18 protein-coding genes are annotated in these 22,732 nt (G+C 64.4%); 12 read left to right on the top strand and 6 right to left on the bottom strand.

Going from position 1 to position 22,732, the window contains the following annotated elements; all coding sequences use genetic code 11:
* Positions 1 to 81 precede the first annotated feature (81 nt).
* Entirely contained in the window at positions 82 to 1,191 is a 1,110-nt protein-coding gene (locus UNPF46_RS21485) for a hypothetical protein (RefSeq protein ID WP_181770041.1), read from the bottom strand.
* 2 nt (positions 1,192 to 1,193) lie between these two features.
* On the bottom strand, positions 1,194 to 1,895 hold the full coding sequence (locus tag UNPF46_RS21480) for a FecR family protein (RefSeq protein WP_142251333.1): 702 nt from the start codon (positions 1,893 to 1,895) through the stop codon (positions 1,194 to 1,196).
* Positions 1,896 to 1,947: 52 nt separating this feature from the next.
* Between UNPF46_RS21480 and UNPF46_RS21475 the strand changes: the two genes are divergently transcribed.
* Positions 1,948 to 3,378, top strand: coding sequence for a phospholipid carrier-dependent glycosyltransferase (locus UNPF46_RS21475; RefSeq protein ID WP_142251332.1), 1,431 nt, complete (start codon positions 1,948 to 1,950; stop codon positions 3,376 to 3,378).
* Positions 3,379 to 3,481: 103 nt separating this feature from the next.
* A complete protein-coding gene (locus tag UNPF46_RS21470) occupies positions 3,482 to 5,425 on the top strand; it encodes a hybrid sensor histidine kinase/response regulator (RefSeq protein WP_100176370.1) in 1,944 nt (647 codons plus the stop codon).
* A 47-nt stretch (positions 5,426 to 5,472) separates the two neighbouring features.
* On the opposite strand, the gene UNPF46_RS21465 is transcribed toward UNPF46_RS21470, so the two are convergent.
* Positions 5,473 to 6,114, bottom strand: a complete 642-nt coding sequence (locus UNPF46_RS21465) for an OmpA family protein (protein WP_100176369.1) — start codon at positions 6,112 to 6,114, stop codon at positions 5,473 to 5,475.
* Between the two features lie 613 nt (positions 6,115 to 6,727).
* Between UNPF46_RS21465 and UNPF46_RS21455 the strand changes: the two genes are divergently transcribed.
* Positions 6,728 to 6,982 carry a hypothetical protein gene (locus UNPF46_RS21455; protein WP_063196637.1) on the top strand — a complete coding sequence of 85 codons (255 nt, stop codon included), beginning with the start codon at positions 6,728 to 6,730 and terminating at the stop codon, positions 6,980 to 6,982.
* Positions 6,983 to 7,091: 109 nt separating this feature from the next.
* Positions 7,092 to 8,258 carry a winged helix-turn-helix domain-containing protein gene (locus UNPF46_RS21450; RefSeq protein ID WP_142251330.1) on the top strand — a complete coding sequence of 389 codons (1,167 nt, stop codon included), beginning with the start codon at positions 7,092 to 7,094 and terminating at the stop codon, positions 8,256 to 8,258.
* 11 nt (positions 8,259 to 8,269) lie between these two features.
* On the opposite strand, the gene UNPF46_RS21445 is transcribed toward UNPF46_RS21450, so the two are convergent.
* Together UNPF46_RS21445 and UNPF46_RS21440 are read right to left on the bottom strand one after the other, a co-directional pair.
* Positions 8,270 to 9,271, bottom strand: coding sequence for an NADP-dependent oxidoreductase (locus UNPF46_RS21445; RefSeq protein WP_142251329.1), 1,002 nt, complete (start codon positions 9,269 to 9,271; stop codon positions 8,270 to 8,272).
* 50 nt (positions 9,272 to 9,321) lie between these two features.
* Positions 9,322 to 10,173, bottom strand: a complete 852-nt coding sequence (locus UNPF46_RS21440) for an oxidoreductase (protein ID WP_100176365.1) — start codon at positions 10,171 to 10,173, stop codon at positions 9,322 to 9,324.
* A 114-nt stretch (positions 10,174 to 10,287) separates the two neighbouring features.
* Here UNPF46_RS21440 and UNPF46_RS21435 point away from each other — a divergent pair, with 114 nt between their 5' ends.
* Positions 10,288 to 10,839, top strand: a complete 552-nt coding sequence (locus UNPF46_RS21435; RefSeq protein WP_100181080.1) for a TetR/AcrR family transcriptional regulator — start codon at positions 10,288 to 10,290, stop codon at positions 10,837 to 10,839.
* Here the strand turns inward: UNPF46_RS21435 and UNPF46_RS21430 are convergent, their stop codons facing one another.
* Positions 10,840 to 11,274, bottom strand: a complete 435-nt coding sequence (locus UNPF46_RS21430; RefSeq protein ID WP_100176364.1) for a ribosomal maturation YjgA family protein — start codon at positions 11,272 to 11,274, stop codon at positions 10,840 to 10,842.
* A gap of 78 nt (positions 11,275 to 11,352) precedes the next feature.
* On the opposite strand from UNPF46_RS21430, the gene UNPF46_RS21425 reads away from it, so the two are divergent.
* The 7 genes from UNPF46_RS21425 to UNPF46_RS21395 all read left to right on the top strand — a co-directional run bounded on the left by UNPF46_RS21425 (position 11,353) and on the right by UNPF46_RS21395 (position 22,732).
* The gene (locus UNPF46_RS21425; protein ID WP_142251328.1) at positions 11,353 to 12,684 is read left to right on the top strand and encodes an MFS transporter; all 1,332 of its coding nucleotides are present in this window, start codon (positions 11,353 to 11,355) and stop codon (positions 12,682 to 12,684) included.
* Positions 12,685 to 12,958: 274 nt separating this feature from the next.
* The gene (locus UNPF46_RS21420) at positions 12,959 to 14,065 is read left to right on the top strand and encodes an efflux RND transporter periplasmic adaptor subunit (RefSeq protein ID WP_142251327.1); all 1,107 of its coding nucleotides are present in this window, start codon (positions 12,959 to 12,961) and stop codon (positions 14,063 to 14,065) included.
* 263 nt (positions 14,066 to 14,328) lie between these two features.
* Complete coding sequence (locus UNPF46_RS21415; RefSeq protein WP_100176361.1) at positions 14,329 to 17,466, top strand: efflux RND transporter permease subunit; 3,138 nt, start codon at positions 14,329 to 14,331, stop codon at positions 17,464 to 17,466.
* A 33-nt stretch (positions 17,467 to 17,499) separates the two neighbouring features.
* Positions 17,500 to 18,099, top strand: a complete 600-nt coding sequence (locus tag UNPF46_RS21410; protein WP_100176360.1) for a TetR/AcrR family transcriptional regulator — start codon at positions 17,500 to 17,502, stop codon at positions 18,097 to 18,099.
* A gap of 140 nt (positions 18,100 to 18,239) precedes the next feature.
* The gene (locus UNPF46_RS21405) at positions 18,240 to 18,863 is read left to right on the top strand and encodes a flavin reductase family protein (RefSeq protein ID WP_100181079.1); all 624 of its coding nucleotides are present in this window, start codon (positions 18,240 to 18,242) and stop codon (positions 18,861 to 18,863) included.
* A gap of 318 nt (positions 18,864 to 19,181) precedes the next feature.
* Positions 19,182 to 21,449: an acyl-CoA dehydrogenase gene (locus UNPF46_RS21400; protein WP_181770040.1), complete on the top strand. Its 2,268-nt coding sequence runs from the start codon at positions 19,182 to 19,184 to the stop codon at positions 21,447 to 21,449.
* On the top strand, positions 21,449 to 22,732 hold the full coding sequence (locus UNPF46_RS21395; protein WP_142251325.1) for an acetyl-CoA C-acetyltransferase: 1,284 nt from the start codon (positions 21,449 to 21,451) through the stop codon (positions 22,730 to 22,732). Before UNPF46_RS21400 ends, UNPF46_RS21395 begins: the two co-directional genes overlap by 1 nt.

Raw genomic sequence — 22,732 nt, 5'->3', positions numbered from 1 at the left:
GCCGCTCCGACATCAAACTTCCGACCAAGGTCCAACCCAAACGCCAATCAGCAACGAATTTGCCGGTTTTTCAGCAGACTGCTAGTAATTGATCCTCAGCCCCACGCCGCCATGGATGGTGTTGCCGACCGGTTGCGGGCCGAGTGTGCCGTTGGCGAAGAGATCCACGATCCAGCCCTTCTGCACGCGGAAGCCGAGGCGGCCGCCATATTCGAACCAGCCCTGGTTGCCCATGGTCGGCACCACCACGCCGTTGCCGGTCACGGTGGCGACGATGCCGCTGTGGCTCGCAAACGACTGCACCCAGCCGCCATTGATGTTGGTCTCGATATTGCCGCCGAACAGATGCGTCCACTGGCCGCCGATCTTGACGAGACTGGTGCGGTCGGTGCCGGTCGCGATCGTGGCGTCGAACGGGTTGAAGGCCACGGCACTGTCGCTATAGCCGGACACGCGCTGCCAGAGCTGCCAGACCTCGATCGAGGCTGCGACCTCGTCGCGCGGCGAGATGCGGCTCATCCAGCCGGCGCGACCATAGACCGCGTAGTTGGAGGCATTGGTCGAGCTCGTGACGCTCACCGGCCCGAGGCTGGTGTCGTAGCTGCGGGTGTAGCGCGCCTTCTCCCACGGCGTCAGGATGGTGCCGACGTCGAAGAACGGGCGCGACGAGCCCCAGTCGGTGAAGTCGTAGCGCAGGGCGAAGGCGCCGATCGGGGCGCTGGTGATCTTGTAGCCGCCCTCGTTGTATTGCGTGTAGGCGATGCCGGCGAGCAGCGACAGATTGTTGGTCAATTCCTTGCGGCCGTGGATGCCGGCCGAGAACGAGCCGGCCGAGCCGAATGCGCTGATGCAATCGCTGCAATTGACCTGCTCGTTGACACCGAGCAGGACCGTGCCGAGCACCCGGTTGGTGATCATCTGGTTGAAGCGCTGGTCGGCGAGGCCGCCGACCGAATTGCCGCTGGAATCGGCGCCGGTCGGTGTCGGACTCGGCGACGGATAGGGATTGGGCGACGGCGAAGGTGAAGGATACGGGCTTGGCGAGGGCGACGGCGAGCAGCCTTCCTCACAATTGGTGAGGTTCAGGGTCGCGGCGGAGGCCGGCTGCTGAATACTCCATGCCAGCGTCACGGTGGCCATGGCCGCCAGTGCGACGGCAAGAACGAGCTCGCGGATACGGACCGTTGCCATCGTCAGCGCCCGCACAGCATGCCGTCGTCATGGACGGCGGGCGTGATGGTCGGCGTGGCGTCGGCATACTGGTTGACCGAGCACAGCCCGGCGCTCGCAGCGCAATTGGCGGCGAAAGTCCAGGGCGGCGTGCTGGTCTTGGTGATGCTGACCTTGCCGCCGGTCGACGTGATGATCGCGGTGTCGCCCGGCTGGGTCAGTTGTACGCATTGGGAGCTCGTCGTGCAGACGCTGGCCGCGCCGTCCTGAAGCACCACGACGGAGCGGCCTCGCTGCGAGAGGATGTCGAGCGTGGTGCCGCGCACGCCGATCGTCGCAAGCGGCGTCGTGATCTTGTAGGCGGTCTTCTCGGAATGACCGGTGACGAAACGGAAGGCGCCGGTGGTCATGCGGATCGCGACGTCGCGATAGCTGTGCTCGTCGTTGAAGACGGTGCGGTCGAGCTTCAACGTGGCGCTGGGCCCAAGCGACAGATTGGTGCTGTCGGCCATCACGAAGCGCGCGGCGCTGTCGGCGCCGGTGCGCACGGTCTCGTCGCGCAACATGCTGTCGCCGACGCTGATCGGCGTGGTCGTCGCGGCCACGCGCACAACTTCATTCTGGATCACGACGGCTTCGCCGACGCGCGTCTGCGCATGTGCGCAAGTGCCTGCGCACAATGCGGCCGACAACAGAGTGGGGAAAAGCCAGAAACGCAAATTCATTTCGCAAACCGATCGATGTGTCCCTGATCGTACCGGATCGCGCGCGCCTGCGATGTGGCGGAATTATCACAAGCGGCGCTGGACGTGCGTTATGCTTAGTGACAGTTGCGGCGGAATGCGTTCAATGAAAACCGAGATCTTCATTTTTGTCCGCGGTGACGCAAATTTGCCACGCAAAGCATCCCCACAGCAGCTGCTTGAACGGTCTGCAGTTCCGAGAGTGTCGCGAAGCGCAGTGGTTGCTGTCGCAATTTTCCTGGTCGCCCATCTCGCGCTGCTGATCGGCCTGACGACACCGGAGAAGTTCGTCTTCGACGAGGTGCACTACGTGCCGGCGGCGCGGCAGATGCTGGCACCGGCGATGTCGCAGCCGATGCTCAATCCGATGCATCCGCCACTGGCCAAGGAGCTGATCGCGGCCTCGATCTCGGCCTTCGGCGACAATGCGCTCGGCTGGCGTTATCCCGCGACATTGTTCGGCGCATTGGCGGTCGTCGCGATCTATCTGTGCGGCCTCGCGCTGTTCGCCGCGCAAGGGCCCGCCATCGCCGCGGCGCTGATCGCGGCATTCAACCAGATGCTCTATGTGCAGGCGCGCATCGCCATGCTCGATATCTTTGCGCTCGGCTTCGGCCTGCTCGCGACCGCCGCCTTCATGCACGGATTTCGACGCGAGCGGCCGCAGGCGCTGTTCGCGCTCGCGGGCGCGCTGTTCGGCTGTGCCGCCGCCTGCAAATGGAGCGGCCTGTTTCCGCTCGGCGTCTGTATCGTCGTCGTCACGGTGATCCGCCTGATGCAGGGCTGGCGCACGTTATTCGCCGACGCGAGGCCGGACGACTGGTATCGGCCCGACCTCTGGCCCCGCCTGAGGCTGCATCATCTCGTGCTGTGCTTCGCGATCCTGCCCGGTGTGGCGTATCTTGCCGCTTTCGTTCCGCTCTATGGATTGTCGCTGCCGGATCTGGTCGAGGCGCAGCGCCGGATCTTCGCCGACAACACCACGACCGCGATTGCCGGCCACACCTATATGAGTTCATGGCCGTCCTGGCCGCTGCTGGCGCGCCCGGTGTGGTTTCTGTTCGACAAGAGCTCGGAAGACAATGTCTCCGCGGTCGTCTTCCTCGGCAATCCCCTGGTGTTGTGGCCGGCCCTGCTCGCGCTCGTGCTCGTGCTGCGCGACTTCGTCGTCGAGCGCCGCTGGGACGCGTTCCTGATCGCGGCGTTCTATTTCGGTCCCTGGCTTGCCTGGGCCTTGCTGCCGCGCACGCTGGGTTTCATCTACTATTATCTGCCGGCAGCCACGGCGGCCTCGCTCGCACTGGTCTATGTGCTGCGCCGGGACGGCCTGCCGCGCTGGCTGCTCTGGGCCTATGTCGGTGTTGCGGCGATCGGCTTTGCGGTCATGCTGCCGATCTCCGCGGCCTTTATCGGCACCTCGATGCGGAGCTTCGGCCAGCTGATGTTGTTCCAGAGCTGGATCTAGTGCCCGCTTGCGTGCATAGCCTCGGTAGAATTGTCTTGCCTGAATCAATTGTCGCGTGTGGACTGGACCGACCTTCTCGGAATCGGAGAGTCGCCCGGTGAATATGGAGGACCTCAGCGCCAGGCCGGGCCATCCCAATGCCGACTGGTTGCGGGCCGTCGTCGATACCGCGGTGGACGGCGTGATCCTGATCGACGCGCGCGGCGGCGTCCTGATGTTCAATCCGGCCTGCGAGAAGCTGTTCGGCTATTCCGCCGAGGAGGTCATCGGGCGGAACGTCAAGGTCCTGATGCCGTCGTCCTACCGCAATGCGCATGACGGCTATCTACAAAATTACCACATCAGCGGCGAGCGCAAGATCATCGGCATCGGCCGCGAAGTGGTGGGCCAGCGCAAGGATGGCTCGACCTTCATGATGCATTTGTCGGTCGGCGAGAGCAAGCAGGCGGCCGGCGATTCGATCTTCGTCGGCATCATTCACGACCTCACCGAGCGCGAGCGGGTCGAGCGCGAGCTGCGCGAGAGCGCCGCTCGGTTGCGCGCTGTCGTCGACACCGCCGTCGACGGCGTGATCCTGATCGATTCCGACGGCATCATCCTGAAGTTCAATCCGGCCTGCGAGCGGCTTTTCAAATATCGCGACAACGAGGTTCTCGGGCAGAACGTCCGGATGCTGATGCCGGAGCCCTATCGCTCCGAGCACGACGGGTATATCCGCAATTTCATCGCCACTGGCGACAAGAAGATCATCGGCATCGGACGCGAGGTGACGGGTCGGCGCAAGGACGGCACGACCTTCCCGATGGACCTGTCGGTCGGCGAGGCCCAGCAGGACGGCTCCTCCATCTTCGTCGGCATGATCCACGACCTGACCGATCGCAAGCGTACCGAGGCGCAGCTGATGCGGGCGCAGAAGATGGAGGCGGTCGGACAGCTGTCTGGTGGCATCGCTCACGACTTCAACAATCTCCTCACCGTGATCGTCGGCAACGCCGAATATCTGTCCGAGCAATTGGTGCCGCGCGAGGATCTGAAGCGCCTCGCCGACGACATCTGCAGCGCCGGCGAACGCGGCGCCGAGCTGACGCAGCGCCTGCTCGCCTTCAGTCGCAAGCAGCTGCTGCGGCCGGTCGAGACCGAATGCAACAAGCTGATCGAATCCATGTACAAGCTGCTGCGGCGAACGCTGCGTGAGGACATCGAGATCACCACCCAGGCCGATCCTTTGCTGCGGCACGCCTTTGCCGACCCCGCGCAGCTGGAATCGGCGATCCTCAACCTCGCGCTGAACGCCCAGGATGCGATGGCATCGGGTGGACGCCTGACCATTTCGGCGGCGAACGCATCGCTCGATGCGGGCGATCACAACGTTCATCCCGACGTAGCAGCGGGCGAATATGTCGTGATCGCGGTGACTGACACCGGCTCCGGCATGGCGAAGCAGGTGCTGGAGCGCGTGTTCGAACCCTTCTTCACCACCAAGGAGGTCGGCAAGGGCAGCGGGCTCGGGCTCAGCATGGTCTACGGCTTCGTCAAGCAATCCAACGGCCATGTCACGATCTACAGCGAGCCGGGCCTTGGAACGACCGTGCGGATCTATCTTCCGGCCGTGCTGACCAAGTCGCAGGGCGTGCCGCTGGCAGTCGAGAAGGAGGTCGCGCAGAGCGGTTCGGAGATCGTGCTGGTCGTCGAGGACGATCCGTTCGTCCGGTCCTACGCGGTCATGAGCCTGCAGAGCCTGGGCTACAAGGTGATTTCCGCCGTCGATGGCAAGTCGGCCCTGCAGGCGCTTGCGGCAACACCGCATATCGACCTGCTGTTCTCCGACGTCGTCATGCCAGGAGGCGTCAACGGGTGGGAGCTAGCGGGCCTCGCCCGCAAGGAGAGGCCCGAGCTGCACGTGCTGCTGACCTCGGGTTACGCCCTCGAAACGCTGGCGGCGAACGGCCACGTCCGGCAGGGCGCCTTGATCCTGGAAAAGCCTTACCGCAAGGCTGAGCTCGCACGGCTGGTCCGGGAGGCGCTCGCCGCACCGGTGCCGGTCTGAGCGCGGACCGCCTGCCGGAGGAACGGCAGGCGGTGATCGTCATCGGATCATTTCGACGCGGTCTTGGTGTCCATGTTCACGACCTGGACGCGGCGGTTGATCGGATCGGCGCCGTTGGCGGTATCCTTCAGCTTGGTCTTGCCGTAACCGACGGTGACCAGATCAGTGCCGTTGAGGCCGTAGTTCTGCACCAGGTACTTCTTGATGGTGTCGGCCCGCCGCTCGGAGAGCCCTTGATTGTACTCTTCGCCGCCGATCGCGTCGGTATGGCCGGCGACCACGAAGGTCGAGCCCTTGAGCGCCGGGTCGGAGAGAGCCTTGCCGAGCGCCTGCACCGAGGACATTGAGGTCTTGGCGATATTGGCCGAGTTGTAGTCGAACTGGATCTCCAGATCGATCTTCGGCTTGGTCGCGGCGAGCTCGGCGATCTGCTCGCGTTCGCCGGTCGAAAGCGAGCGGGTCGAGCGGTTGCGCACCGTATTCAGGAAGGTCGCTTCCTTGGCCTGCGCGGTCGTGTCGGCCTGCGGACCGACGGACAGTCCGCGGGTCGCCGGCTTCGGCTTCAGTGCATCCAGGATCTGGCCGGTGGTGACGTTGTTGTCGCCGGCCAGAGCCAGGCCAGCCGTCATCGACAGCGCGGCGGAAAGGGTTATCGCCTTCAGTCCAAAGAACTTATCAAAACGGGTCATTGTCGTATCCTCGATGTTACGCCTGATAGCGATTTGATGCTGCGAGCATAGGGTGGGTTCAAAAGCCCTGATGTGATCCTGGTCACGGTGGCTGCAGCGCTTGCGGGCTCGGTCTCGTGCATTTCCCGGCGTTCCGGGCGGTGGAGCGGCCTGTTTCGCGGCCGCTCCGGGGCCGGGGCCGATTGTCCCAATAGCAGTGGTCGTCATCTCCGCAGGAAAGGTTCACGCGGCGGCCGGCCCGGTGTGATCGAAATCACGTTGAGGCGCACGGGCTCCTGGACCGTGCCCGCGGGGAGAGGCCGGTCATGTGTCTCGCCGCCGGCACCGCGTCCGGAGACCTCTGCACGCCGGTCGTCGCAAAGCCGTGGCCGCGCGGCCCGGCCGCGAACAAGAAATCGGCCAGATGCGCGCCGCGGCAAGGCCCTGTGCAAGCCGGATGTCGCGACCGGCAGTCTCGGTGACCGGCCCAAAGCGCCGAAGGATGGCCGTTGAAGCGCCTCGTCATTGCATCGCAGCAAGAAAATTGTCTTCTCCGCGAAACGTCGGCGCGAGAGAATACGTAATTGCGAAGGCCGGCATGACGCCGGTTTCGTTTTACGGAGGAGACTTTTCGATGAAGATCTTGCTCACGGCCGCAGCCTTTGTCGCGTTCACCCTGTCGCTGTCCCCGGCCTCCGCCGCGATGATGGCGTGCACCAAGGACAACATGATGAAGTCGGCCGCGATGATGGGCGGCACGCCCGACACACCGGCCAAGATGGCGTCGAACAAGGAAATGGCCATGGCCAACACCGACATGAGCAATGGCAAGATGAAGAGCGCCTGCATGCACTACATGAAGTCGCAGAAGGCCATGATGGCGAAGTAGGTCCGGACGACGTCAAGCGGCCGCGCTGTCAGCAGATGGCAGCGCGGCCTTTTTCTTTGTGCGTCGGTTGCTTTCTCCCGGCGCGAATCCCGCTACATTGCGTTCTGCAATGTCACGCGCGCCTAAACCGTTTCCCCTCACCACGACTCAGGCCCGGCAGATCTGGCTGCATGCCCAGCGGCTGGATGAGCGTACCCCGTTCGGCGAGGGAGCACAGGCCGTCGCGGATGCGGTCGCCCATCTCGGCTATGTTCAGATCGACACCATCAACGTCATCGAGCGCTGCCACCACCACATCCTGTTCAGCCGCATTCCGTCCTACCGCCGCGCCGATCTGCGTCAGGCCCAGAGTCTCGACAAAAGCGTCTTCGAATATTGGACGCATGCGCTCTCCTACGTGCCGGCCGGTGACTTCCGCTTTTTTCTCCCGGCGATGCGCGAGCACCGCCGCGAGGGGCACAAATGGTACGCTTCGGTCAAGCCTGCCGACACCCGCAAGGTGATGCGGCTGCTGCGCGCCGGCCCGCTGACGATCCGCGACATCGAGGACGACGTGCTCACCGAGAAGGAGCACCTCTGGCAGAGCCGGAAACCTTCGAAGCGGGCGCTGCAGCTCGCCTTCTACACGGGCGTCGCAACCGTCAGTGAGCGCCAGGGGATGCTGAAGACCTATGAGCTGATGACGCGCCATTTCGGCTGGGACAAGCTGCCGAAGCCGGCCTCGAGCAAGGACATCACGGCCTATCTGCTCGACCGCGCGCTGCGGTCGCAAGGCGTGGTCAGCCTCGATTCGACCTGCCATCTCGACGCACCGCGCAAGAAGGCGGTGGCGGGCCTGATCGCCGCGCGCGTCCGCCGCGGCGAGCTTGTTCCCGTCGCGCTCGAGGGCGCCGGCAAGCAGGAACATTGGGCGGCGCCGGCGGTGCTGGAAGCCGGCGGCGAGGGGGCATCGCCCGATCTCGTCCACATCCTCTCGCCGTTCGATCCCCTGATCATCCAGCGCAAGCGGACCAATCTCGTCTTCGGCTACAATCATTTGTTCGAAGCCTATGTGCCGAAGGCCAAGCGCAAGCTCGGCTATTTTGCGCTGCCCGTGCTGGTCGGCGACGAGATCGTCGCCGCGCTCGATCTGAAGACCGACCGGCAGGCGAGGAAGTTGTTGATGCAGAAATGGACCTGGGTCGGGCAGGGCAGGAAGACCGCAGGCCGCAAGGAGCTCAAGCAGAAGATCGAGGACGAGCTCGACCGTTTCGAGCGGTTTCAGCTCTCGGAGTGAACGTAGGGCCGTCACCTGATCCGGACGACAACCTTCCCCTTCGCTCTGCCTTTTGCAAGGTAGGCGAGAGCTTCCCTGGCCTGCGCAAGGGGGAACACCTTGTCGATCACCGGCCGGATGTCGCCGGCCTTGAGAATCTCGCCGATCTGAGAGAGCTGATTTCCATCCGGATGCACAAACAGGAACGAATATTCGGCGCCCCGCTTGCCGGCGCCGCGTATGATCTTGCGGCTCAGCATGCCGAACAGGAACACCATGAAGAAGTTCATGCCCCGGGCGCGAGCGAATGCAGCGTCTGGTGGTCCGACCAGCGAGACGACAGTGCTTCCGCGCTTCAATATGCCGAGCGATTTCTCGATCGCATCGCCCCTGATTGTGCCAAGCACGGCATCGTAGTCCCGCAGCACTGTCTCAAATTGCTGCTTGCTGTAGTCAATCACCTCGTCGGCGCCGAGGCTTCGCACCAGGTCCACGTTTCCGCTGCTGGTCGTCGTTCCTACCTTCGCGCCAAGATATTTGGCAAGTTGGATGGCGAACGTTCCGATCCCACCGGCACCTGCCGGAATGAACACCTTCTGGCCGGGCTTGAGGCGTGCACGCTCCTTCAGCGCTTGCCACGACGTCAGTGCGACCATCGGGAGTGACGCCGCCTGGACAAAGTCCAGGTTCGGCGGTTTGAGCGCAGCGGCGGTCTCGGGGATGACCGCAAATTCGGCGAGTGCGCCCGTGCTCATGTCGAAGATGCTGGCAAAGATTTCGTCGCCCGGCTTGAACCGGGTCACCAGGTTTCCGACTTCGACCACCACCCCGGCCAGATCGCTGCCCAGCGTCGCCGGGAGCTGAAAGCGCAGAATCGGTTTGAATGTTCCTTTCGGAATCATGTTGTCGATCGGGTTCAAGCCCGCGGCGTGGACCTGGACGAGAATTTCGTCCGGCTTCGGCGTCGGCCGAGGCAGGTCGGCGAACGTGAGCTGATCGGCCTTGCCATACTGCTTGAAGATGAGTGCTTTCATGTCGCTGTGTCCCAATCGGTGTGCGCCGGGAGCGGCGGCGCCCGCGCGAGTCAAAAAGCTCGTGCTGGACGGGAAGACGCAGAGGTCGGCCGGGCATCAAGTCGAAGATCCTTTCGGATCCCTGCGTCCACGAGTCCGGCGGGAGCAAACCTGCGAAGCAACCGCAGGCGGTTCGCGAGCTTGCCGGCTGCGTACCGGATTTTCGGATGCGCCGCGTTCGCGGCATCCAGCACGGCTTCTGCGACTACGTCCGGCGATTCGGCGGTTGCCATTACCTCGTTTATCCGCCGGCTCACGCCCGCGCGCGCTTCGCGATAATCCTCGAGCTTGTCGTCCGGCTCCATGAAGTTCGAATCGAATGGTGTCTTCGTGTAAGCGGGTTCGATGATGGAGACCCTGATGCCCCGCGTGCGCAACTCGTGGTCGAGGGACTCCGAATAACCCTCCACCGCGTGCTTGGTCGCGGCGTAGAGCGCCCCGTAGGGCATCGGCAGAAAACCAAGAACCGAACCGATATTGATGATGCGGCCGCTGCCCTGGCGGCGCATCTGGGGCAGGACGGCGCGCGTCATCCGGACCAGCCCGAAAAAATTGGTCTCGAAGATCTTCCGAGCCTGCTCGATCGAACTCTCCTCCGCTCCGGCGGGCGCAACCCCGAAGCCGGCGTTATTCACGAGAAGATCGATGCGATCCTCGCGCTGGATGACCTCGCCGACCGCGGCCGTCACGGAAGCGTCGTTGGTCACGTCGAGGGTCAGCATCTCGAATGACTGCTTGGCTGGCTGATGTCCGCGTCTACTGGTGCCGTAGACCTTGTAGCCGACCGCCGCCAGGCGCTGCGCGGTGGCTTCACCGATGCCCGACGAGGCGCCCGTCACCAGAGCAATCTTTGCGTTGGTCATGATCTTCTCCTGACGATCAGCGGCGTTCGCCGAATTTTGATAACGATCGTAATTATTGAATTAGATGACGGTCGTAATTATAATTGTCAAGCCTTCCGATTCGGGATCTTCGATATGCGCGTTTCCAAGGAACGAGCGGCTGACAACCGCGACCGAATTCTAACGGCGGCTTCGCGCCTGATCCGGGAGCGCGGAATAGCCGGCGTTGGAGTTGATACCCTGACCGAGGCCGCCGGTATGACCCACGGCAGCCTCTACAGCCAATTCGGCTCCAAGCAGCGGCTGGTCGAGGAAGCCATTGCGGCGGCAATCGTCTCCAAAGGTCGAGAGCTCGGTGAGATGTCCACGGTCGGCGATTACGTTTCCGAGTATCTCTCGCCGGCGCACCGGGATGAACCGGGAAGCGGATGCCCCTTTGCGGCGCTGTGCTCTGAAATGCATCGCCAGAGCCAGGGCGCGCGCGAGCGCTTTACCGCCGGCGTGAGGGGCATGATTGGATGGCTCGGCGCCCGCCTGGGTTCGGGGACCAGGCAACGCCAGCGCGACGAGGATGCGATCGTGACTCTTGCTTCCCTGGTCGGCGCGATCGTGCTTGCCCGCGCAGTGAGCGATCCAAAATTGTCAGACGAGATTCTGCGGGCCACACGGAAGAAACTGACTCGTTAGCTAGCTTTTGCCCGTGCTGCAAATCTCGGTGAGCCGATCCAGCCAGATGCCGACTACGATGCCGGCGAAGTAGGCCGTCAGATTCCACAGCGAGAAGATGCGGCCGAGCAGCAGCGCGCCGGCCGTGGTGAGCCGGAACGCATCGAGCCAAGGCGTGTGCAGCAAGCGTGAGAACTCGACGATGAACGCGATCACCGCTGCGATGGCTGCAATCTGTGTCCGCGTCAGCCGCGGTAGCAAAACCCCTGCCAGCAAGAACACCATCGTGGCCCACAACAGCGAGCCGCCGTACTTCACGACGAACGCAGGCAGCCCAAGCGGAAAGCCGTACCAGCGCAAGGACAGTCCGCAGGCAATGACGATCAGTGCGAGGGCGGCGCGGATCAGCGATGTCCGGAGCGGTGCAATGGGTTGATCCGGCTGCGTCCCGTGCATTGCTCACTCCATTGACTCTTTGCCGGCGATGCTGAAAACCCCGGATCAGCTCACAAAAGCAATAACCCGGGGGAAGCCATGAGCCAGACCACCACCTATGCCGGTTCCGCCGGCGCCACCAAATCGGAGATCGAGACCTCGACCATCCGCGCCATCTCATGGCGCCTGATCCCGTTCCTGGTGCTGGCCTACTTCTTCTCCTATCTCGATCGCGTCAATCTCGGCTTCGCCGCGCTGACCATGAACGCGGAGCTGAAGTTCACGCCGCTGATCTTCTCCTGGGGCGCCGGGATCTTCTTCATCGGCTACTTCATTTTCGAGGTGCCGAGCAATCTGGCTCTGGAGAAGTTCGGCGCCAGCCGCTGGATCGCCCGCATCATGGTGACCTGGGGCGTCATCTCCGCTCTGATGGCGATGGTCAGCGGCGTCACCAGCTTCTACGTCCTGCGCTTCCTGCTCGGCGTCGCAGAGGCCGGCTTCTTTCCCGGCATCATCCTCTATCTCACCTACTGGTATCCGGCCGAATATCGCGCTCGCTTCCTTGCGGCGTTCGCCATCGCCGTGCCGGTCTCGACTGTGATCGGCGCGCCGATCTCGGGCCTGTTGCTCGGGCTCGACGGTGCGATGGGCCTCAAGGGCTGGCAGTGGCTGTTCATCATCGAGGGCATTCCCTCGGTGCTGCTCGGCATCGTCACCTGGTTCTATCTCACCGACAAGCCGGAGAAGGCGGACTGGCTGTCGGGGGAGCAGAAAGCCTGGCTCAAGGCCAAGCTCGATTCGGAGATCGCGGCCAAGCAGGCGGTGAAGCATTTCTCGCTCGGCGAAGCGCTGTCCTCGCCCAAGGTGATCGCGCTCAGCCTGATCTATTTCGGCTTCGTCGGCGCGCTCTACGGCATGCAGTTCTGGCTGCCGCAGATCGTCAAGGCGTTCGGGCTGACCAATGCGCAGACCGGCTTCGTCACCGCGATCCCGTATCTGTTCGGCACCATCGCGATGATCCTGTGGGCGCGGCACTCCGATGCGACGCGCGAGCGGGTGATGCATGTCGGCGCGCCGTTGCTGCTGACCGCTGTCGCGCTCGGTGCGTCCTCCTATCTGACCGATCCGACCATGACGATGGTGGTGCTGACGGTCGCGGCCATCGGCGTGTTCTGCTGCTTCGGCGTGTTCTGGACCCTGCCGACCGCCTGGCTCTCCGGCACCGCGGCCGCCGGTGGCATCGCGCTGATCAACTCGATCGGCAATCTCGCCGGCTTCGGCGGGCCGTATCTGATCGGCTGGGTCAAGGAAGCCACGGGCCAGACCTCGACCGGCCTCCTGGTGCTCGCTGTGCTGCCTCTGCTCGCCGGCATCCTGGTGTTCATCGGCGGCCACGACAGCAAGCACGAGTTTGCCGGGCAGGGGCGGTAGAGCCGCAAGCCGCGTGTACGGTCCTGTAGGGTAGGCAAAGCGCAGCGTCCCCGCGGATAGTTTCGTGGGCACGGCGCTACCGCGCCTTTGCCTACCCTATGACATCCGGGCCGAGGCCTGACCTCGGCCTACCTACCGGAGCACCTTCCTGCGAATAGGTATCCGCCTTGTTACCGCCCCTTAACGATCACGCTTTCCTGATGACTGACGATTATTGACTTTTATCAGTGATTAGTCGACATTCCTCTCATTCGAGATGCAGGAGTGTCCTTCGATGTTCGTCCGGTCGGTTTTGTCGAGCTATTCCAGGCTGTTGGCAGGTGTGTCGCTGGCCCTGATGGCCGCCAGCCTGGCTGGGTGCAATGACACCGTCGCCGAGAAGGCCGAGCCGCCGCGGCCGGTTCTGGTCGCCACCGCGCATTATGATGCCGAGACCCCCGAGCGCAGCTTTGTCGGCACCGTCAGGCCCCGGATCGAGAGCGATCTCGGCTTCCGCGTTGCCGGCAAGGTCGCCAAGCGACTCGTGGAAGTCGGCCAGACCGTCGAGATCGGCCAGCCGCTCGCCACTCTCGACGAGGTCGATCTGAAGCTGCAGGCCGAGCAGGCCGCCGCCGAGCAGACCGCCGCGACCGGCGTGCTGGCCCAGGCCGCCGCCGCCGAGCAGCGCGCCAAGGACCTCAAGGCCAAGGGCTGGACCACCGACGCGCAGATGGATTCGAGCCGTGCCGCCGCGGACGAAGCCCGCGCCCGCCTGAACCGCGCCGAGCGCGCGCTCGAGCTCAGCAAGAATTCCCTTTCCTACGCGACGCTTGTTGCCGACGCCCGTGGCGTCGTCACCGCAACGCTGATCGAGCCCGGCCAGGTGGTCGCCGCGGGCCAGGCCTCGATCCGCGTCGCCCGCTTTGCCGAAAAGGAAGCGGTCGTCGCGATCCCTGAGACGCTGGTTGGACGTGCCAAGTCGGGCGTCGCCAGCGTCACCCTTTGGTCCGAGCCGAACAAGAAATATGCGGCCAAGCTGCGTGAGATCGCACCGGCGGCCGATCCGGCCACGCGCACTTACCTTGCGAAGTTCTCGCTGCCCGAGGCCGACGACAAGGTCGCGCTCGGCATGACCGCGACGCTCACGCTGTCGGACGCCGCGACCGAGCGTGTCGCGCGGCTGCCGCTGTCGGCGCTGTTCAACGAAGGCGGCAAGCCGTCCTTCTACGTCGTCGACGACAACGGCGCGCTCACGCTGAAGCCGGTCGTGGTGAAGTCCTACGAGAGCAACGACGTGGTCATCACCGGCGGCGTGGAAGAGGGCGCCAAGATCGTCGCCCTCGGCGTGCAGAAGCTCGATCCGGGCCAGCGGGTGCGGGTCGTCTCGTCCCTGTCGTTTTAGTTCCTTGTCATTCCGGGGCGGTGCGCAGCGCCGCACCCGGAATCTCGAGATTCCGGGTCTGGTCCTTCGGACCATCCCGGAATGACGAGAGAAGTAAGTTACGTCGTGTGAGGTGAGTTTCGGCCTTTGTCCCTAAGCAAAGGCTGAAGCGGCGAAGCGATCCAGAACCTGCCCAGCCCCCTGGATTGCTTCGCTGCCTCCCGACGACGGTTTGAACTGAGCGGCTGTCGTTATTGCAACTGGATCGTGTTTCGGAGAGAGCGATGAAGCGCTTCAACCTTTCGGCCTGGGCCGTCAGCCATCCGACGCTGGTTCTCTTCCTGATGCTCGTGCTCGGCGTCGCCGGCTTCTTCTCCTACGAGAAGCTCGGCCGCGCCGAGGATCCGTTCTTCACGGTGAAGGTGGTCAACGTCTCCGTGATCTGGCCCGGCGCGACCGCGCAGGAAATGCAGACGCAGGTCGCCGATCCCATCGAGAAGAAGCTCCAGGAGCTGCCCTATTTCGAGAAGGTGCAGACCTATTCCAAGCCCGCCTTCACCGCGCTCCAGGTCACCTTCCGCGACAACACGCCGCCGAAGGACGTGCCCTATCTCTTCTATCTCCTGCGCAAGAAGCTGGTCGACGTGCAGGGCCAGTTGCCGTCGGGCATTCTCGGGCCCGTCGTCAACGACGAGTTCTCCGACGTCGATTCCATCCTCTACATGATGACCGGCGACGGCGCCGATTATGCCCAGCTCAAGAAGGTCTCCGAGGGATTCCGTCAGCGCCTGTTGAAGGTGCCTGGCGTGACCAAGGTCGACGTCTACGGCAACCAGGACGAGCGCATCTTCGTCGAGTTCAGCCACGCCAAGCTCGCCACCCTCGGCATCACGCCGCAGGCGCTGTTCGATTCGCTCGCCAAGCAGAACAACGTGACGCCGGCCGGCACGGTCGAGACCTCCTCGCAGCGCGTGCCGCTGCGCGTCACCGGCGCGCTCGACGGCGCCAAGGCGGTCGCCGAAACGCCGGTCGAGAGCAACGGTCGCGTCTTCCGCTTAGGGGACATCGCCACGGTCACCCACGGCTATGTCGATCCGCCGAGCTTCGTCGTTCGCCAGGAAGGCAAGGCAGCGATCGGCATCGGCGTCGTCACCGCCAAGGGCGCCAACATCCTCGAGCTCGGCAAGGAGGTCGAGAAGGCGACGGCCGAGTTCATGAAGGCCGTGCCGCAGGGCATCGACGTCAAGCTCATCGCCGACCAGCCCAAGGTGGTCGAGCACGCCGTCGGCGAGTTCGTGCACTCCTTCATGGAGGCGCTCGTCATCGTGCTGTTCGTTTCGTTCCTGGCGCTGGGCTGGCGCACCGGCATCGTGGTCGCACTGTCGGTGCCCTTGGTGCTCGGCATCGTCTTCATCGTCATGAACGCGATGTCGCTCGACCTTCATCGTATCACGCTCGGCGCGCTGATCATCGCGCTCGGCCTGCTCGTCGACGACGCCATCATCGCGGTCGAGATGATGGTGGTGAAGATGGAGCAGGGCTGGGACCGCATGCGCGCGGCGTCCTTTGCCTGGGAATCCACCGCGTTTCCGATGCTCACGGGAACGCTGGTCACGGCCGCTGGCTTCCTCCCCATCGGCTTTGCCAATTCGGCGGTCGGCGAGTATGCCGGCAGCATCTTCTGGATCGTGGCGATCGCGCTGGTCGCCTCCTGGTTCGTGGCGGTGATCTTCACGCCCTATATCGGCGTCAAGCTGCTGCCGGAGATGAAGGCGCACCACAATCACGATCCGCATGCGGTCTACGAGACCCGCATGTACCGCGGCCTGCGCGCCATCGTGCAATGGTGCGTCAACCACCGCATCACCGTGGTGGCCGCGACCGTCGGCGTCTTCGTCGCCTCGATCGTCGGGTTCGGCCATGTCCAGCAGCAGTTCTTCCCGCTCTCGGAGCGGCCCGAGCTGTTCTTCCAGCTGCGCCTGCCCGAGGGCACCGCCTTCAACGTCACCGAGAAGGCGGTGAAGCAGGCCGAGACGCTGCTGAAGGACGACAAGGACATCGAGACCTACACGTCCTATGTCGGCCAGGGCTCGCCGCGCTTCTGGCTCGGCCTCAATCCGCAACTGCCGAACGAGGCCTTTGCCGAGATCGTCGTCGTCGCCAAGGGCGTCGAGGCGCGTGAACGCATCAAGGCCAAGATCGAGAACGCGGTTGCCGACGGCATGCTGTCCGAGGCGCGCGTCCGCGTCGATCGCTTCAACTTCGGCCCGCCCGTCGGCTTCCCCGTCCAGTTCCGCGTGATCGGCCCCGACGCCAACAAGGTGCGCGAGATCGCCTACCAGGTCCGCGACGTCATGCGGCAGAACAAGAGCGTCAAGGACGTCCAGCTCGACTGGAACGAGCAGTCGCCTTACCTGAAGCTCGTCGTCGACCAGGACCGCGCCCGCGCCATGGGCCTGACCCCGCAGGACGTCTCGCAGGCGCTCGCGATGCTGATCTCGGGCTCGCAGGTCACGACCGTGCGCGACGGCATCGAGAAGATCGGCGTGGTCGCCCGTGCGGTCCCGTCCGAGCGCCTCGACCTCGGCGGCGTCGGCGACCTCACCATCACCTCGCGCAATGGCGTCGCCGTGCCGCTGCAGCAGATCGCCAAGATCGAGTATGCGCATGAGGAGCCGATCATGTGGCGGCGCAACCGCGACATGGCCATCACCGTGCGCTCCGACGTCGTCGACGGCGTGCAGGCCCCTGATGTCACGGGCCAGATCACGCCAAAGCTGAAGGCGATCAAGGATCACCTCGAGCCGGCCTACCGCATCGAGGCGGGCGGTGCGTTCGAGGAATCCGCCAAGGGCAATGCCTCGATCTTCATCCTCTTCCCGGTGATGGTCATGGTGATGCTGACGCTGCTGATGATCCAGCTGCAGAGCTTCTCGCGCCTGATCCTGGTGTTCCTGACCGCGCCGCTCGGCATCGTCGGCGCCTCGCTCGGCCTCAACGTCGCCAACGCCCCGTTCGGCTTCGTGGCGCTGCTCGGCCTGATCGCGCTGGCCGGCATGATCATGCGCAACACCGTCATCCTGGTCGACCAGATCGAGACCGACGTCTCCCACGGCCTGACCCGGCGCGAGGCGATTGTGGAGGCGACCGTCCGCCGTGCCCGTCCGGTGGTGCTGACGGCGCTCGCCGCCATCCTGGCCATGATCCCGCTGTCGCGCTCGGCTTTCTGGGGCCCGATGGCGATCACCATCATGGGGGGCCTCTTCGTCGCGACCTTCCTCACCCTGCTGTACCTGCCGGGCCTCTATGCACTCTGGTTCAGGAAGAGCCTGGACGAGGCCGGTACGCCGGAACAGCCGGCCGCGCCGCAGCATGGCAGCGATGAACATCCGGCAATTCCGCTTGCTGAAGCGGCTGAATAAGTGAGATGAAGTGCTACTGACGAGTCCTGACAGATGACACTGGTTGCGGAACATATCGAAGGCGACACCCGGGATCGGATCCTCGAGGTGGCCGAGCGGCTGTTCCGCCAGATCGGCTACCAGAAGACCACGGTCGGCGACATCGCCAAGGAGCTCAGGATGAGCCCCGCCAATGTCTATCGCTTCTTCGAATCGAAGAAGGCGATCCATCAGGCGGTGGCCCGCTCGCTCATGGGCGAGGTCGAGCTCGAGGCGCAGCGGATCGTGGCGCGGCCCGGTCCGGTGCCGGAGCGCTTCCGGGAATTGCTCAACACCATCCATCGCATGAACACCGAGCGCTATGTCGGCGACAACAAGTTGCACGAGATGGTCGAGATCGCGATGCAGGAGGATTGGCAGGTCTGCGTCAACCATATGGAGTGCATCGCCGGATTTGTCGGCCAGATGATCGCCCAGGGCGTGGCCTCCGGCGAGTTTGAGGCGAGGGATCTCCAGCTGGCCTCGCTGTGCGCCTGCACTGCGATGATGCGCTTCTTCCACCCCCAGATGATCGCCCAGTGCGCCACCAAGCCGGGCCCGACCATCGACCAGATGATCGATTTCGTCATCGCGGGTCTGTCGCCGCGCCACTGACGGGCGCGGAATTTCTCCTGTAAGCAGACCGACGTAGCCCGGATGGAGCGTAGCGCAATCCGGGATGGATCAGCGTTGTGCCCGCGGCCCCGGATTACGCTTCGCTCCATCCGGGCTACCAGGATGAGGAAAGACCCCGCGTGACCGACAAAGACCTGTACTTCTACGAGCCCTCCAAGGGCCACGGCCTCAAGCACGATCCCTTCAACGCCATCATCGCGCCGCGCCCGATCGGCTGGATCTCCTCCCGCGACGCCAAGGGTCACGTCAATCTCGCGCCCTACAGCTTCTTCAATGCGTTCTGCTATGTGCCGCCGATCATCGGCTTCTCCTCCACCAACTGGAAGGACACGGTCGAGAACATCCAGCAGACCGGTGAGTTCGTGTGGAATCTCGCCACGATGGACCTCGCCAAGCACATGAATGCGACCGCCGCGCATGTCGGCCCTGAAGTCGACGAGTTCAAGCTTGCGGGCCTCACCGCCGTGCCCGGCAAGCTCGTCAACGTGCCGCGCGTTGGCGAAAGCCCTGTCGCCTTCGAATGCAAGGTGTCCGATATCGTCCGCCTCAAAGGCGCCGACGGCAAGGAGGCCGATGCCTGGCTGACGCTGGGCGAGGTCGTCGCCGTGCACATCGACAAGGCCATGATCAAGGACGGCGTCTACCAGACCGCCGCCGCCCGCCCGATCGTCCGCGCCGGCCGCCGCGGCGACTACTTCGAGATCAAGCCGGAAAACATGTTCGAGATGGTGCGGCCGGATTAGGCCGGGCGCGCTCTCTCCGCTGTCATTCCGGGGCGACGCGTAGCGTCGCGCCCGCAATCCATTTAGCGGCAGAGCGCGTGGATGAATGGATTCTCAGGTGCGCAAGTGCGCACCATAGCTCGCGCCAAGAGGCGCGCCCCGGAATGACGTGGGGAGACATCTCTCCCCATCCCCCTCCCGGAACTGCCAGCACGACCCGGCCGTTATGGTCTCGGGGGCGGCCGCCCGGCCGCGTCAATTTTGCCCGCGAAGTGTTCACGCACCCCGGCCACTTTCCGCTAAAATGCCCGACAACCGCGCCGATGCATGAGGTCAGCCATGAGCTTCCGCCGCGACACCCTGACAAAGCCGATCTTCTCCTGGGCCCGCGGCGTGCTGCCGGCGATGTCCGACACCGAGCGCGAGGCGCTGGAGGCGGGCGACGTCTGGTGGGACGCCGATCTCTTCACCGGCAACCCCGATTGGTCGAAGCTGCTGAAAATTGCGCCGGCCAGATTGACGGAGGAGGAGCGGGCCTTCCTCGACGGCCCCGTCGACGAGCTCTGCGCCATGCTCGACGAGTGGAAGATCTTCTGGGAATGGCGCGACCTGCCGCAGGACGTCTGGCACTTCGTCAAGCGCGAGAAATTCTTCGGCATGATCATCCCCAAGGAGTTCGGCGGCCTCGGCTTCTCGCCCTATGCGCATTCGGAAGTGGTGCGCAAGATCTCGACCCGCTCGATCGCTGCCGCGGTCACAGTCATGGTGCCGAATTCGCTCGGCCCCGGCGAACTCCTCATGCGCTTCGGCACGAAAGAGCAGCAGGCGCACTGGCTGCCGCGCCTCGCCGATGGCCGCGACATTCCCTGCTTTGGTCTGACCAGCCCCGAGGCCGGCTCCGATGCCGCCTCCATGGTCGACACCGGGATCATCTGCAAAGGCGACTTCGACGGCCGGGAGGTCATCGGGCTCAGGCTTAACTGGCACAAGCGCTACATCACGCTTGGCCCGGTCGCGACACTGCTGGGTCTCGCCTTCAAGGCTTACGACCCGGATCATCTCGTTGGCCAGCGGGAGGAGCTCGGCATCACGGTCGCGCTGATCCCGACCAATCTGCCCGGTGTCGAGATCGGCCAACGCCACCTGCCGTCGATGCAGGTCTTCCAGAACGGCCCCAATTGGGGCCGCGACGTCTTCATTCCGCTCGATTACGTCATCGGCGGCCAGCAGCGGCTCGGACAGGGCTGGAAGATGCTGATGACTGCGCTCGCCGCCGGCCGCGGCATCTCGCTGCCGTCGCTCTCTGCTGCGGGTGCCGCCTATGCGGCGCGCACCACCGGCGCCTATGCCCGCATCCGCGAGCAGTTCGGCATCTCCATCTCCAAGTTTGAAGGTGTCGAGGAGCCGCTGGCGCGGATCGTCGCGACCGCCTATCAGCTCGACGCGGCGCGCCGGCTGACCTGTGCGGCGCTCAATGCCGGCGTCCATCCCGCCGTCATCTCCGGGATCATGAAGCTGCACGCGACCGAGCGGATGCGCACTGCGGTCGACGACGCCATGGACATTCATGGCGGCAAGGCCGTGATCGACGGTCCGCAGAACTATCTCGGCAACCTGCATCGCGCCGTGCCGGTCGGCATCACGGTGGAAGGCGCCAACATCCTCACCCGCAATCTCATCGTGTTCGGGCAGGGCGCGATCCGGGCGCATCCCTATCTGCTCGACGAGATGAACGCGCTCGCCGATACCGATCGCGAGCGTGGGCTCACCGCCTTTGACAAGGCGTTCTGGAAACATGTCGGCCACAGTTTTCAGACCCTGTTCCGGGCCTTCGGCCGGAGCTGGACCTTTGGCGCCTTCGCGATGGCGCCTGACGCCGGCGATGCCACGACATTCTACCGCCAGCTCTCGCGCTACTCGGCGGCCTTTGCGCTCTGTGCCGATATGGCGCTGCTTACGCTCGGCGGCGCGCTGAAGCGCAAGGAGATGCTGTCGGCGCGCTTCGGCGACATCCTGTCCGAGCTCTACCTGTTGTCGGCAGCGCTCAAGCGCTGGGAGGAGGAAGGCCGGCAGAAGGAGGATTTTGCCGCGCTGGAATGGTGCATGGCGACCGGCTTCAAAACCATCGAGAACCGGCTGGCCGAAATCCTCGCCAATCTGCCCAATCGCTTCGTCGCCGGCTTCCTCAAGTTCGTTGTCCAGCCCTTCGGCGCCCGCGTGCTCGGCCCCTCCGACCGGGTCGTGCACCAATGTGCGAGCCTGGTGCTGGAGCCCTCGGCCGCGCGCGAGCGCCTCACGCCGGATCTGGCCCATGTCGATGATGATGGCGGCTTCGCCCGGTTGGAGCATGCGTTCAAGCTGGTTACTGCCACCGACGCGATCGCCAAGCGCATGCGCGCCGCGCACATCAACGACTGGAAGGACGCCGTGGCCAAGGGCGTGATCACGCAGACCGAGGGTGAGCAGCTTGCCGCCGCTCACGAAGCCGTCACAAAAGTCATTGAGGTCGACGATTTCGCGCCGGAGGCGCTGTCGCCGATTTACAAGAAAACCGTGAATGTGCATCAGTTCTTTCAGGAACTCGGTGAGCAGAGGGCGGCGAGCTGATGGCACGACCGGTATTCATCATCGACGGCAGCCGGACGCCGTTTCTGAAGGCGCGCTCGGGGCCCGGACCGTTCACGCCGGTCGATCTCGCCGTGCAATGCGGACGGCCGCTGCTGGCGCGCCAGCCGTTTTCGCCGGACAGCTTCGACCAGGTCATCCTCGGCTGCGTCAACGTGATCGCGGACGAGATGAATCCGGCTCGCGTCGCCGCGCTCCGGCTCGGCATGGGCGAGGACATGGTCGCCTTCACCGTGCAGATCAATTGCGGCTCCGGCATGCAGTCGATCGACACTGCCTACCGCTACATCCGCGAAGGTCATGCCGACATGATTCTCGCCGGTGGCACCGAGGCCTTGAGCCACGCGCCGCTGGTCTGGCCGAATTCCGGCGTGCGCTGGTTCGCCGGCCTTGCGACCGCCAAGGGCGCGGCCGCGAAGCTCGCCGCCGCGTTCAAGCTGCGCCCGCGCGATCTCAAGCCGGTCATCGGCCTCGAGCGCGGGCTGACCGACCCCGTCACCGATCTCAACATGGGCCAGACCGCCGAGGTCGTCGGCCATCTCTTCGGCATTACGCGCGCTCAGTCGGATGCCTACGCTGCCGAGAGCCATCGCCGGCTTGCGCATGCGCAAGGCGCGGGATTTCTCAAGGGCGAGGTCGAGACCGCGTTCTCCCGCGACGGCAAATTCTTCGATCATGACGATGGCGTGCGGCCGGACTCCACGGCGGAGTCGCTCGCAAAGCTCCGGCCGGTGTTCGAGCGTCCCTGGGGGCAGGTCACCGCCGGCAATTCCTCCCAAATCACCGACGGCGCCTCCTGGGTGATCCTCGCCTCCGACGCGGCGGTCGCAAAGCACAAGCTCACGCCGAAGGCTGCCATCGTCGACAGCAACTGGGCCGCGCTCGATCCCAGCATCATGGGCCTCGGTCCAGTGATGTCGGCAACACCATTGCTCCAGCGTAACGGACTCACCATCAAGGACGTCGAGACCTGGGAGCTGAACGAAGCCTTCGCCACCCAGGTGCTTGGGTGCCTGGCCGCCTGGAACGACGATAAATTCTGCCGCGAAATCCTCGGTCTGGATGGTGCCGCCGGCGAGATCGACCGTGACAAGCTCAACGTCGACGGCGGCGCGATCTCGCTCGGCCATCCCGTCGGTACCTCCGGCAACCGTATCGTGCTGCATCTCGTCAACGCGATGAAGCGGCTCGGCACGCGGCGGGGTGTCGCCACCGAATGCATCGGTGGCGGGCTCGGCGGCGCCATGCTGATCGAGGCGGTGTGA

The organism is Bradyrhizobium sp. UNPF46 (assembly GCF_006658625.1).
Taxonomy (GTDB): domain Bacteria; phylum Pseudomonadota; class Alphaproteobacteria; order Rhizobiales; family Xanthobacteraceae; genus Bradyrhizobium; species Bradyrhizobium nitroreducens.
Note: the sequence above shows the minus strand (reverse complement) of the source record. Positions and strands in the feature narration are given on the sequence as shown.